Source organism: Streptomyces sp. NPDC005899 (assembly GCF_040629645.1).
Taxonomy (GTDB): domain Bacteria; phylum Actinomycetota; class Actinomycetes; order Streptomycetales; family Streptomycetaceae; genus Streptomyces.
Genome location: NZ_JBEXWB010000210.1, coordinates 1 through 11,242, shown reverse-complemented (window position 1 = coordinate 11,242; position 11,242 = coordinate 1). Strand labels below are relative to the sequence as shown.

11 protein-coding genes and 3 pseudogenes are annotated in these 11,242 nt (G+C 73.1%); 3 read left to right on the top strand and 11 right to left on the bottom strand.

Annotation, left to right across the window (positions count from 1 at the left end):
• Positions 1–366 precede the first annotated feature (366 nt).
• Positions 367–1,131, top strand: a complete 765-nt coding sequence (locus ABZ371_RS21665; protein ID WP_358682134.1) for a hypothetical protein — start codon at positions 367–369, stop codon at positions 1,129–1,131.
• On the opposite strand, the pseudogene ABZ371_RS21660 reads toward ABZ371_RS21665, so the two are convergent.
• The 3 genes and pseudogenes from ABZ371_RS21660 to ABZ371_RS21650 form a co-directional block, all read right to left on the bottom strand.
• Positions 1,094–1,480, bottom strand: a pseudogene (locus ABZ371_RS21660) (cytosine permease); the annotation flags it as partial. The gene ABZ371_RS21665 and the pseudogene ABZ371_RS21660 overlap by 38 nt on opposite strands.
• 4 nt (positions 1,481–1,484) lie before the next feature.
• Entirely contained in the window at positions 1,485–2,486 is a 1,002-nt protein-coding gene (locus ABZ371_RS21655; RefSeq protein WP_358682131.1) for a TIGR03842 family LLM class F420-dependent oxidoreductase, read from the bottom strand.
• 270 nt (positions 2,487–2,756) lie between these two features.
• Positions 2,757–2,930: pseudogene (locus ABZ371_RS21650) on the bottom strand (bifunctional D-altronate/D-mannonate dehydratase); the annotation flags it as partial.
• Between the two features lie 352 nt (positions 2,931–3,282).
• Between ABZ371_RS21650 and ABZ371_RS21645 the strand changes: the two are divergent.
• Together ABZ371_RS21645 and ABZ371_RS21640 are read left to right on the top strand one after the other, a co-directional pair.
• The gene (locus tag ABZ371_RS21645) at positions 3,283–3,615 is read left to right on the top strand and encodes a DUF6233 domain-containing protein (protein WP_358682128.1); all 333 of its coding nucleotides are present in this window, start codon (positions 3,283–3,285) and stop codon (positions 3,613–3,615) included.
• A 26-nt stretch (positions 3,616–3,641) separates the two neighbouring features.
• Positions 3,642–3,851 (top strand): hypothetical protein, encoded by a 210-nt coding sequence (locus ABZ371_RS21640; RefSeq protein ID WP_358682125.1) that lies wholly within the window; start codon positions 3,642–3,644, stop codon positions 3,849–3,851.
• Positions 3,852–4,009: 158 nt separating this feature from the next.
• On the opposite strand, the gene hydA is transcribed toward ABZ371_RS21640, so the two are convergent.
• The 8 genes and pseudogenes from hydA to ABZ371_RS21600 form a co-directional block, all read right to left on the bottom strand.
• The gene (hydA, locus tag ABZ371_RS21635; RefSeq protein ID WP_358682122.1) at positions 4,010–5,407 is read right to left on the bottom strand and encodes a dihydropyrimidinase; all 1,398 of its coding nucleotides are present in this window, start codon (positions 5,405–5,407) and stop codon (positions 4,010–4,012) included.
• Positions 5,408–5,520: 113 nt separating this feature from the next.
• A complete protein-coding gene (locus ABZ371_RS21630) occupies positions 5,521–6,804 on the bottom strand; it encodes an aspartate aminotransferase family protein (RefSeq protein ID WP_358682119.1) in 1,284 nt (427 codons plus the stop codon).
• Entirely contained in the window at positions 6,801–7,643 is an 843-nt protein-coding gene (locus tag ABZ371_RS21625) for a nitrilase-related carbon-nitrogen hydrolase (RefSeq protein ID WP_358682116.1), read from the bottom strand. The genes ABZ371_RS21630 and ABZ371_RS21625 overlap by 4 nt, the downstream gene beginning before the upstream one ends.
• Positions 7,644–7,782: 139 nt before the next feature.
• On the bottom strand, positions 7,783–8,811 hold the full coding sequence (locus ABZ371_RS21620) for a serine hydrolase domain-containing protein (RefSeq protein ID WP_358682114.1): 1,029 nt from the start codon (positions 8,809–8,811) through the stop codon (positions 7,783–7,785).
• Positions 8,808–9,725: a hypothetical protein gene (locus ABZ371_RS21615; RefSeq protein ID WP_358682111.1), complete on the bottom strand. Its 918-nt coding sequence runs from the start codon at positions 9,723–9,725 to the stop codon at positions 8,808–8,810. Before ABZ371_RS21615 ends, ABZ371_RS21620 begins: the two co-directional genes overlap by 4 nt.
• On the bottom strand, positions 9,722–10,447 hold the full coding sequence (locus ABZ371_RS21610) for a hypothetical protein (RefSeq protein WP_358682108.1): 726 nt from the start codon (positions 10,445–10,447) through the stop codon (positions 9,722–9,724). The genes ABZ371_RS21615 and ABZ371_RS21610 overlap by 4 nt, the downstream gene beginning before the upstream one ends.
• A complete protein-coding gene (locus ABZ371_RS21605; protein ID WP_358682105.1) occupies positions 10,444–10,626 on the bottom strand; it encodes a hypothetical protein in 183 nt (60 codons plus the stop codon). The genes ABZ371_RS21610 and ABZ371_RS21605 overlap by 4 nt, the downstream gene beginning before the upstream one ends.
• A 134-nt stretch (positions 10,627–10,760) precedes the next feature.
• Positions 10,761–11,242 (bottom strand): annotated as a pseudogene (locus ABZ371_RS21600) (hypothetical protein); the annotation flags it as partial.

The following is an 11,242-nucleotide window of genomic DNA, read 5'->3' as shown; positions in this document are numbered from 1 at the left end:
GTCGGCACGGCCAGCGCGGCGGCCACGCCGGTGACGGCGGCGGCGCGCAGGAGCGCTCGGGCGGCCGTCCTGCCGGCCCGCTTCCGGGTCCTGCCGCCGCCGTCCACCACTCCCCCGCGCATCGCTGTTCCCGCGGTGCCCATGTCGCCCCTGGTGTTCATGTCGCCCCTTCGTGCCATGACGTCCGATGCATCCAGGCCAGCCCTTCCCGCACGCTGCGTAGCCGAAAACAGGGCTTGACCTCACGCTCCGTGCGCGGCAACCGCCGTGCGGCCCTCCGGTGCGCGGCGTACGCTCGCAACGGGGGAGCACGCCGGAGCAGACGCTCGAACAGGCCCTGGACGAGGCCGTTTCCCAGGAGGCACCGTGACCGGACAGCGCACCGCCGCTCGCGCGGCCGCCTGCGGGGCAGCCGTCGCACTCGCCCTCGCGAGTGGCACGACGGCCCACGCGGACGACGACTTCGAGTCACTGCCCGCCCAGCAGATCGCCGACCGCTCGCGCGAGGCCCTGCTCGGTGCGAAGTCCCTCCACCTCAGCACCCGGGGCGACCTGGGGAAGGGCCGCGCCCCGATGACGTTCGATCTCACCCTGGACCGGGACGGCAACTGCGCGGGTGGGATCGACCTGGGCTCCGGCAAGGGCTCGGTCGAGATCATCAAGCGGAGCGACGCCGTCTGGGTGAAGGCGGACGCCGACTTCTGGAAGAACCAGCTCCCGGTCGGCGGCAGCGCCTTCGAGGCCATCCTCGGCGGGCGGTACCTGAAGGCCTCCACCGCGGACACGAGGCTGCGTACCGTCGTTGAACCGTGCGACCTCGACACCGTCCGGAATTTGGTGGCCGACAGCGCCGGCGTGGAGGACGCCGGCACCCTGACCAAGGGCAAGCCGGAGACGGTCGGCGGGACGCGGGCCGTCCCCGTCACGAAGAAGGCTGCGGGACGGGAGGTGACCGTGTACGTGGCCGCCGAGGGCACGCACTACCCGGTGCGGCTCACCGTGCGGGGCGACGGCGCGGACGCGTCCGTGGACCTCTCGCGCTTCGACAAGCCGGTTCCCACGGCCACCCCGTCGCCGGACGACACCGTCGACATCAACGCCCTGCTGGGCCGGTCCCCCGCGCCCTCCTGACCTCCCTCGCGGCCGGGCGACGGCGGGCTCCCCCGCTGAGCGCCGTGTACAGCAGCAGCGAGGACGCCAGGCCGACGGCCCAGCCGTAGTCGGCCAGCGGCCTCAGGAACGGGATCAGGCCGTCGGCGGGGAAGGGGCCCTTGCCGGGAGCCGAGTGCGAACCCCCCACCGCGAGGACGCCGCCCACCAGGAAGGCGGCCACGGCACGCCAGTTCCAGCCGTTGGCGTACCAGTAGCGTCCGCCGGGCCGGTAGAGGTCCGGCAGGTCCAGGACGGTGCGGCGGATGATCCAGTAGTCGGCGATCAGGATGCCCGCCACGGTACCGAGCAGTCCCCCGACGAGGCCGAGGCGATCAGGTGCTCAGGGCGGGGATGATCGTGGCGCCGTAGGCGTCGATCGTCGCCTCCTTCGCGTCGTGCATGTTGTAGACGGCGAACTGGTCCACGCCGAGGTCGCGCAGGACCTTCAGCCTCTCGATGTGCGCCTCGGCCGGGCCGAGCAGGCAGAACCGGTCGACGATCTCGTCGGGCACGAAGGCCGTGTCCGGGTTCCCGGCGCGCCCGTGGTGGCTGTAGTCGTATCCCGAGCGGCCGGCGATGTACGCGGTGAGTGCCTCGGGCACGAGGTCCGAGTGCTCGCCGTACCGGGACACGAGGTCGGCGACGTGGTTGCCGACCATGCCTCCGAACCATCGGCACTGTTCGCGTGCGTGGTCCAGGTCGTCGCTCACGTAGGCGGGCGCGGCGACGCAGATGGTGACCGAGTCCGGGTCCCGTCCCGCGTCGGCCGCCGCCTCGCGCACCGCCTTGACCATCCACTCGGTGAGGTACGGGTCGGCCAGCTGGAGGATGAAGCCGTCCGCCTTCCGCCCGGCCAGGGCGAGGGCCTTGGGACCGTACGCCCCCATCCAGACGGGCAGCCTGCCGTCCTTCACCCACGGGATCCGCACCCGCTGCCCGTCCACCTCGGCCTCCCGGCCCTCGGCGAGGTCGCGGATCACGTCCATGGCCTCGCCCAGCCTGGCCAGCGTGCCGGGCTTGCGGCCGGCCACCCGCATGGCCGAGTCGCCGCGCCCGATGCCGCAGACGGTGCGGTTGCCGTACATCTCGTTGAGAGTGGCGAAGGTGGAGGCGGTGACCTCCCAGGTCCGGGTACCCGGGTTCGTCACCATCGGACCGACGACCAGCCGCTCGGTGTGCTCCAGGATGCGGCTGTAGATGACGAAGGGCTCCTGCCAGAGCACCGCCGAGTCGAAGGTCCAGCCGTAGCGGAAGCCGTTGCGTTCGGCCCGGCGCATGAGCCCGACGACGGCCGAGGCGGGCGGATCGGTCTGGAGGACGAGTCCGAAGTCCATGGCTGCTCCTGGTCGAGGAACTGACAGACGGTGCGCGCGGGGCGTGCGGGCCGCGGCCGGCGCGGCCCGTGAGCCGGGGGCGCTGCCTCGGATGGCGTGCTCCGGAAGATCCTTCCATACCGGGACGTGGCGGACGGTGTACGACGGTGCGCGGAAAGCGCGTCGCGGGGGACAATCCTGGACCGCTTTCCGCGCCAGGGGAAGAGGTCGTCTACACGCGTCCACCGTGCCGGGGAGCCGTCGCTTCCCGCGCCCTCCGGAGCCGGTGGGTCACCGGGCGTGCAGGGTTCCGTCCAGCAGCCGGTTGACCGGCAGGCAGGCGGCCTCGTACGGGCGGGCGGCCGCCGGCTCCTCGTCCAGCTTCACACCGGGGGCCTCCCCGGGGTGCGGGTGGCCGTCCGCGCGGGAGGTGTACACGTGGCGGAACACCTCCTCGGTGAGCGGGGGCCCGTCGAGCCGGCTCCCGGTGGGACGCTCGCGGACATCACCGCCCGCAGCGGGGCGCCTGGCTACGTCGACGGCCGCACGGCCGCTTGCAGACCGCACAGGTGCGACGGCGCCCGGTCCTCGGTCGCGGGGCCGATGGCGCGGGTGTCACGCGCCATCGACCCCGCAGCGCCGGGGCACCCCCACCGGGCGCCTCTCCGCATCGGCCGTCCCGTGCGCGCGTGACGGGCGGGAGCACACCGCGTCCCCGCTCGGCACGCCCCCCTCACCCGGGCACCGGAACCCCCGGGCGAGGCGCCCTCACCCGCCGCCCGCCGACGGTGCACGCGGGGGCGCTAGAATCGAACGCATGAACGATCTTCCGCCGGACCTCCCCCGTCTCCGGACGCTGGAGACATGGCTCGCCGTCTCGCTGGACCGGGTCCGGCAGCAGATAGCCGGCGCCGAGCAGCGGGAGAAGGAGCGGCTGCGGGGCGAGGAGCGGCACCCGCCGCCACCGGACTGGGTCATCGAACTGGGCATCGGTGTCGGCGCTCCACCCACCGAGGTCCACGTCGGCGGGTGCTACGCGATCGGCAGGCGCCGGCGCCCCGTCAGCCGCGAACAGGCCCTGGCCTCCCTCGGTGAGGGAGTACGGGCCTGCGTCCACTGCCGTCCGGACACCGAACTCGGGGTGCTGTGACCGCACGGGTGCCGCACGCTGGGGGTATGAGTGCGCCGATAGTCATCCACCGCCCCTCACCCACGGGCGGCCGACGCGTCACCGTCCGCGGGCAGATCGTCGGCCTCGCCCATGACGACCGCGATGTCGAGGAGTTCATCCGCCGGGCCGGGCTCTTCGACGCCGAGGACCTGCTCGACGACCCCGCGTGGGTGGAATGGCGCGGCGGCCGGGCCCACCAGTACCAGGCAGCCTGAGCCCTCGCGATCGGGTCGTGGCCTCCGGGCGACCGCCGTAGACGGACGCCTGGGCCCGGGGCCCGGAGCGGGTCGTCCGCCCCGGGGCCCCGGGGACCTGCGCACTCCCGGGCGCCCGGCCGCCGGCCGCCGGCCGGATCAGGCCCCCCGTGCCGCGTTCACAGGTACTGGCACAGACCGCGGGGCACGAACACCCCGTGCCCCGCGTGCCCGACGTACGCGCCCCCCTCGACGACCGGGACACCACGCGACAGGACCGTCTCGACCCGCCCGGTGATCCGCTTGCCCTCGTAGGCCGAGTAGTCCACGTTCATGTGGTGCGTCTCGGCGGACAGCACCTGCTCCGCTTCCGGGTCGTACACCACGATGTCCGCGTCCGCGCCCGGCATGATCGTCCCCTTCCTCGGGTAGAGGCCGAACATCCTGGCCGGCGCGGCGCAGGCGATGTCGATCCAGCGGCGGCGGGAGATGTGCCCGTCCACCACCGCCTGGTGCAGCAGGTCCATCCGGTGCTCCACGCCCGGCATGCCGTTGGGGATCTTCGAGAAGTCACCGATGCCCATGTCCTTCTGGCCCTTGAAGCAGAACGGGCAGTGGTCCGTGGAGACGACCTGGAGGTCGTCGGTCCGCAGCCCACGCCACAGTGCCGCCTGGTGTTCCCTGGGCCGCAGCGGTGTCGAGCAGACGTACTTGGCGCCCTCGAAGTCCGGCTCGGCGAGGTTGTCCGTGGACAGGAAGAGGTACTGCGGGCAGGTCTCGCCGAACACGGGCAGGCCCTCGTCGCGGGCCCGGGTCAGCTCCGCGAGGGCTTCCTGGGCGGAGACGTGGACGACGTAGACGGGGGAGCCGGCGACCTGGCTCAGCCGGATGACGCGGTGCGTGGCCTCGGCTTCGAGGAGCGCCCTGCGGACCTCGCCGTGATAGCGCGGGTCGCGCTCGCCCCGCGCGAGGGCCTGCTCCACGAGGACGTCGATGGCGATGCCGTTCTCGGCGTGCATCATGACCAGACCGCCGTTGCCTCCGGCCCGCTGCATGGCCCGGAGGATCTGCCCGTCGTCCGAGTAGAACACTCCGGGATAGGCCGTGAAGAGCTTGAACGAGGTCACGCCCCCCTCGATCAGCCTGTCCATCTCCTTGAGGGAGGCGTCGTTCACGTCGGACATGATCATGTGGAAGCCGTAGTCGACGGCGCAGGTGCCCTCGGCCTTCTCGTGCCACGTGTCGAGCCCCTGCCGCAGCGAGCCGCCCTTCGGCTGGACGGCGAAGTCGACGATCGTGGTGGTGCCGCCCCAGGCCGCCGCCCGCGTGCCCGTCTCGAAGGTGTCCGAGGACATGGTGCCGCCGAACGGCATCTCCATGTGCGTGTGCCCGTCCACCCCGCCCGGGATGACGTACTTGCCCGTGGCGTCGATCCTCCGGTCGGCGCTCCAGCTCCCGGCGGCGTCGGTGCCGTGGGCGGCGAGGGCGGCGACGCGCCCGCCCTCGATCAGTACGTCGGCGTGCGTCTCGTCCGACGCGGTGACGACGAGTCCGCCGTGGATGACGGTGCGGCTCATGTACCCCTCCTCGCGGTGCGGAATGGCTGCTGCTGGTCGGTGGGGAGGCGTGCGGATCGGCCGGGCCCCGGCGTGGCGCCGCGACCCGGCCCGTCACACCGCCCGAGGCCCTGTCATCCGGCCGCCCGCAGGGCGTCGGCCAGGATCGCCGCGCCCTCCTCCGCCTCCGCGACCGTGAGCGAGAGCGGCGGCGCGATCCGCAGGACGCTGGTGTCGTGGCCCCCGCCCTTCCCGATGAGCAGCCCGCCGGCGCGGGCCGCCTCGAGCACGGCCGCAGCGCCCTCCGGATCCGCCTCGTCGGTGCCGGGCTTCACCAGCTCGATGCCGATCATGAGCCCCCGGCCGCGCACCTCCCGTACGGCCGCCGAAGCCGCGCCGACGGCTCGCAGCCGCTCGATGAGCAGTCCGCCGACCCGCCGCGCGTTGCCCTGGAGGTCGTGTTCCAGCAGGTACGTGAGGTTGGCCAGCCCGGCCGCCATGGTGACGGGTGAACCACCGAACGTGGAGATGGAGTTGGCATCGAGGCAGTTCATGACCTCGGCGCGGGCCACGACTCCGCCGATCGCCATGCCGTTGCCGATGCCCTTGGCGAACGTGAGGATGTCGGGCGGCCCGTTCTCCGCGTGGGCCTGCCAGCCCCAGAAGTGGTCGCCGGTGCGCCCCCAGCCGGTCTGCACCTCGTCCGAGATCCACAGGACGCCGTGGCGGGCGAGGACCTCCCGGAAGGCCGCGTACAGCCCGTCGGGCGGTGAGGTGAAGCCACCGACGCCCTGGACGGGCTCGGCGATCAGCGCCGCGGCTCCCCGGCTGTGGCCGAGCAGGTCCTCCAGGTCGGCCACGCACGCCTTGACGAACCGCTCGTCGCTCAGTTCCGCGTACGGTCCCCGGCCGCGGACCCCGCCGTGGACGTACAGGGTCTGCAGCGGAGACAGGCTGGTGGGCGACCAGGCGCGGTTCCCCGTGACGGACACCGTCGAGAACGACCTGCCGTGGTAGCTGTTGCGCATCGCCAGGATCTGGTTCGACCCGCGGTAGGCCGTGGCGAGCAGCAGGGCGGTGTCGTTGGCCTCGGTGCCCGAGGTGGTGAAGAAGACCCGCGCGTCGGGGATGCCGGAGAGCTGGGCGACGCGCTCGGCGAGCTCGGTCATCGGGCGGTTGAGGTAGAGCGTCGAGGAGTGGATGATCCGGCCGGCCTGCTCGGAGACGGCCTTCGTCACCTCGGGCAGGGCGTGCGCCGTCATGGTGGTGAGGATGCCGCCGAAGAAGTCGAGGTAGCGGTTGCCGTCCGCGTCCCAGACGTGCCGCCCCTCACCGTGCGTCAGTTCCAGGGGGTGGCGGTAGTAGAGGGCCAGCCAGTCGGGGCTGACGGCGCGGTGCCGCTCGTAGAGGCCGCTCACGGCTCCACCAGCCCGTCGTAGGCGTCCGGCCGGCGGTCCCGGTAGAACGCCCATTGCTGCCTGACCTCCTCGATCATGCCGAAGTCGAGGTCGCGTACGACGAGTTCCTCATCCTTGTCGCTGGCGACGTCGCCGACGAACTGCCCGCGCGGGTCGACGAAGTAGCTGGTGCCGTAGAAGTCGTTGTCGCCGTACTCCTCCTGGCCGACGCGGTTGATCGCGGCGACGAAGTACTCGTTGGCCACGGCGGAGGCGGGCTGTTCCAGCTGCCACAGGTATCCGGAGAGGCCGCGTGAGGTGGCCGACGGGTTGTACACCAACTGCGCGCCGTTGAGCCCGAGTTGGCGCCACCCCTCGGGGAAGTGCCGGTCGTAGCAGATGTACACGCCCACCTTGCCGACCGCGGTGTCGAAGACCGGCCAGCCGACGTTCCCCGGCTTGAAGTAGTACTTCTCCCAGAAGCCCTTGACCTGGGGGATGTGATGCTTGCGGTACTTGCCGAGGTAGGAGCCGTCGGCGTCGATCACCGCGGCGGTGTTGTAGTAGAAGCCGGACTGCTCGAGCTCGAAGACCGGCACGACGATCACCATGCCCGTCTCGCGGGCCAGGTCCCGCATCCGCCGGACGGTGGGCCCGTCCGGGACCGCCTCGGCCCACCGGTAGTGCTCGGGCTCCTGCACCTGGCAGAAGTAGGGGGCGTTGAACACCTCCTGGAAGCCGATGATCTTCGCACCCTGCCGGGCCGCCTCACGGGCGTGGGCCTCATGCTTGGCGATCATGGACTCGGTGTCGCCGGTCCAGGTCGCCTGGACGAGGGCGGCGCGTACGACGTGGGACATGAGCTGCTCCTTCGACGTGGCGTCAGAGAGCCTCTACGCGTTTTCTACGCACGTAGACACAGTGCGTAGGAGGAGAACGTAAGCCCCGTCACACGGCGGGGCAAGACCATCGCCGTGAACCGGCGGAGTCGATCTCGTTTCACACCCGAGCGGTCCACTTCGGACGGGGCCGGTCCGCCTCCAGCGCGCCCAGGGTGCCGTAGGCGGCCTGGACGAACGGCGCGAGCGGGGTCGGAGCCGTGTTGGTGAGGGCCACGAGCCCGGTCCCGGAGCCGGGCAGGAAGCCCGCGAAGGACGTGAAGCCCCGGGTCCCTCCCGAGTGGTGGAGCAGTGCGCCGTCCCGGCGGGGGCGCAGGTTCCAGACGAGGCAGAGCCGGGAACCTGTCCTCGGCACGCTCAGCCGGGGGCGCTGGACCTCGGTGAGCGCGGTGCGCAGCGCCCGCTCCTGGACGGTGTCCGGGTCGAGCAGCGCCGACAGGACGCGGAGCAGGTCCCGGGCGCTGGAGCGCAGCGCGCCGGCGGCGGCCAGTCCGGGCATGCGCATCGCCGGGCGCGGCCTGCCGTGCCAGTGCCCCGTCGCCTGGGCCCGGCCGGGATCGCAGTCGGTGTCCGCCAGGCCGAGCGGGACGGTGACACGCTCGGCCAGCAGCGCCGCGTAGTCGGCCCCGCTGCCACCGGCCGCACGGGCCAGCACGTGCCCCAGCAGCCCGCCGCCGAAGTTGGAGTAGAGGACCCGGGTCCCCGGGCGGTGGCGGAGCCGGGTGCGGCGTAGGGACGCCAGCAGGTCGCCCTCGGAGAAACCGGCGTACGGGTTGCTCAGCCAGCCGGCCCGCAGTGCCCCGGCGAGCAGGCCGGGGGGCAGGCGGGGCAGACCGGAGGTGTGGGTGGCCAGGTGGAGGAGCGTGAGCGGTGGGCCCGGGAGCCGGAAGGGCAGGTACCGGTCGGCGCGGTCCCCGTAGCTCACCTCGCCGCGGGCGGTGAGCTCGGCGAGCAGCAGGGCGGTGAAGGTCTTGGTGAGCGAGCCGGTCTCGAAGCGGGTGCGCTCGTCCACGGGGCCGCGGCAGACGACGGTGCTCTCACCCCCGCGGACGGACGCCACGGCCGTGCCCGTCCCCCTGGCGGCCTCGGCGAGGGGACGGAGGCGGTCGGCGGGCAGCGGTCCGCTCACGGCCGGCCGGCCGCCCTGACCAGTGCCACGGAGCCGGCGACGGCGGCGACGACGACCGTGTGCTGATGGTCGGTGAACCGCTGCTGCGGGTCCCCGGTCACGGGGTCGCTGTCCCGGGGCACGAGGCCGTCCTCCTGCTGGAGCGCGGCCACCGCCTCCCAGTCCTCGGGGGCGCAGTACGGGTCCGGGAGCGAGGCGCCGACGATGAGCAGTTCGGTGACGAGGTCCCACTGGCCGACCTCGCGCCAGACGTCGATCCAGACGGGGAGCCAGCTGCGGACGTACTCGGCGAGACGGGGCGGCAGTCCGGCGGGGTCCGCGCCCCAGTCGGTGAGGTGGAAGACCGTGTGGGTCATCGCGTAGGCGGTGATCCAGTTGATGGCCCAGGGCTCCGGGGTGGCCCCGAGCCATGTCGTGCCGGCCAGCGCCGCCATGTCCTCACCGTGCGGCAGGCCCACCACCCGGGCGGCGTTGGCGGCGGCGAGGCGCCGGTTCGGCAGCATCTCGACGCCGCCGGCCGACCGCAGCCGCGCCCGGTGGGTCAGCAGCGTGTGGAGCCCCTCGTGGTGGTAGCCGCAGCGGACGAACGGCGCGTACATCTCCAGCGGGTCCGTCATGAGGGTGTGGCGCAACTGGCGTTCGTAGAGCATGTCGCCGTGCCGGAACTGTTCCCAGGTGAAGTCGATCAGGCTCTGGGCGGCGGCCAGCCTGCCCGGTCCCGCGACGTTGTCGCGCAGGATCAGGGAGGCGGCCAGCGTGGTCTCCCCCAGCGGTTTGTACACGCTGTCCGGATCGGCCATCGTCTCCGTGGTGCCGGGCGGCAGTGCGCCGAACTCACGGTTGGCGTGCAGCCATGACAGCGCCCGGTCGGCCATGCTGCGGGCCGCCTCGGTCACGGCCCGGGGAATCGTCATCTCATCTCCGCCTTCGCGCCGGTGACGGGTCGCTGGTCGAGGAAGTGGCGCGCGATGGCCAGGTCGAGCGCGGTACGCGGCCCGCCGCCACCCACGAGCCACATGTGTTCCGCGGCGAGTGCCGGGTCCAGCGGCAGCGGCGTGCCCTCGTGGTGCAGCCACGCCAGCCAGCGGACGAGGCGTACCGCCGTGGGGAAGTCGCGGCGCAGGATCGAACGGCTGACACCCCGGCTCAGCGCCAGGACCCCGCCTCTGGCGGCCTCGTGCACGGGGCCGTCGAGAGCGAGGGTGGCGAGCGGGGCGAGCGGGGCCATGCGTACGCACCAGGCGCGCCAGTCCGCGGGGTCGAGGCCGGTGCCGTCCGGCGGAGGGGCCGGGGCGGGCGCCGAGGGCGTGTCAGGGGTGAGGCGGGCGAGGAGGTGCGCGGTGGCCCCGTCGCGCCAGGCGATGGTGGGGTCCTCCAGGGCGCCGGACGCCGGGAAGGAGTCGAAGGCCTTGGTCACGACGGCGGCGTCCTGCGCCGGCAGCGGGTGGCCGGCCAGGAGACAGGGGCTGAAGGCGTCGGCGCCCAGCACCCGGACGGCGGCCAGCGCCGCGAGGGTGTCCGGCGCGTCGTCGACGTACCGGGCCAGCTGGACAGCGCCCCCGGTGCCGTCGAGGGCACCGAGGACGCGGTCCGCCAGGGCGTCGGCCGCCGCGGCGAATGCGGAGTGGGAGCTCACTTGCCCCGGGGCTCCTTCGGCTCCTTGGGGGACAGCAGGAGCAGCGCGAGCAGGAAGCCCGCGGCCTCCGGAGTGTGGAGCGGGGCGTCGCTGATCGCGGCCTCGGGCTCCACCATCAGCGCGCCCAGCGCGGTGGTGTCGGTCGGTGTCGCGGTGAGAGTGATTTCCTGGGCAAGCATGGTGCCTCCTCATCACTGGGGGACGACATACGCCATTTGGTCAGGTATGCCGTGTTCGAGCCTAAAGGCTGGATCGGGAAATATCTCTCCAAGCCCATGGCGTCGCGGATCTTGCCGTGGGAGGCGGTCCGGCCCTACCGCGTCGGGGCGAGGCCCGCCACCCGGAGCGCGTGGAGGAGGTCCCGCTCGCACGCCGCCGACACCTCACGGGCGGCCGCCAGCAGGCGGGGAACGAGGTGGCCCGGACCGTGCCCGGCGACCCGCACCGCGTCCTGCGCGCCCCGCACGCGGAGGAAGGCGCCGAGCAGGGCGTGGGCCTCCTGCTCGAGCCCCGCCGCGTCCAGGGCCACGACGGCGTCGGCGATCTCGGCGATGGGCCGCGCCACACCCTGCCTGAGGACCTGGCCGCAGTCCCCGGTGCGGCCCGCCGCGGCCAAGGCGCCCGCGGCGGCGGCGAGTTCGGCGGGCGGCCGGGAGGACACCTCCCACAGCAGGGTGGCCCAGTCGGCGGCGAGGCCCGCGCCGTGCAGGGCCGCGGCGAGTACGGGCAGGTGGCCGGCCGCGGCGAGGGATTGCAAGGCGGTGCCGATGGTCATCTGGCCGTACAAGGGCAGGC

What these genes read in the sequence shown, in the direction of transcription:
- ABZ371_RS21655 (WP_358682131.1), bottom strand. Translation starts at nt 2,486, where the DNA reads ATGGACTTCGGACTCGTCCTCCAGACCGATCCGCCCGCCTCGGCCGTC.
- ABZ371_RS21640 (WP_358682125.1), top strand. Translation starts at nt 3,642, where the DNA reads ATGAGTGCGCCGATAGTCATCCACCGCCCCTCACCCACGGGCGGCCGA.
- ABZ371_RS21645 (WP_358682128.1), top strand. Translation starts at nt 3,283, where the DNA reads ATGAACGATCTTCCGCCGGACCTCCCCCGTCTCCGGACGCTGGAGACA.
- ABZ371_RS21605 (WP_358682105.1), bottom strand. Translation starts at nt 10,626, where the DNA reads ATGCTTGCCCAGGAAATCACTCTCACCGCGACACCGACCGACACCACC.
- ABZ371_RS21625 (WP_358682116.1), bottom strand. Translation starts at nt 7,643, where the DNA reads ATGTCCCACGTCGTACGCGCCGCCCTCGTCCAGGCGACCTGGACCGGC.
- hydA (WP_358682122.1), bottom strand. Translation starts at nt 5,407, where the DNA reads ATGAGCCGCACCGTCATCCACGGCGGACTCGTCGTCACCGCGTCGGAC.
- ABZ371_RS21615 (WP_358682111.1), bottom strand. Translation starts at nt 9,725, where the DNA reads ATGACGATTCCCCGGGCCGTGACCGAGGCGGCCCGCAGCATGGCCGAC.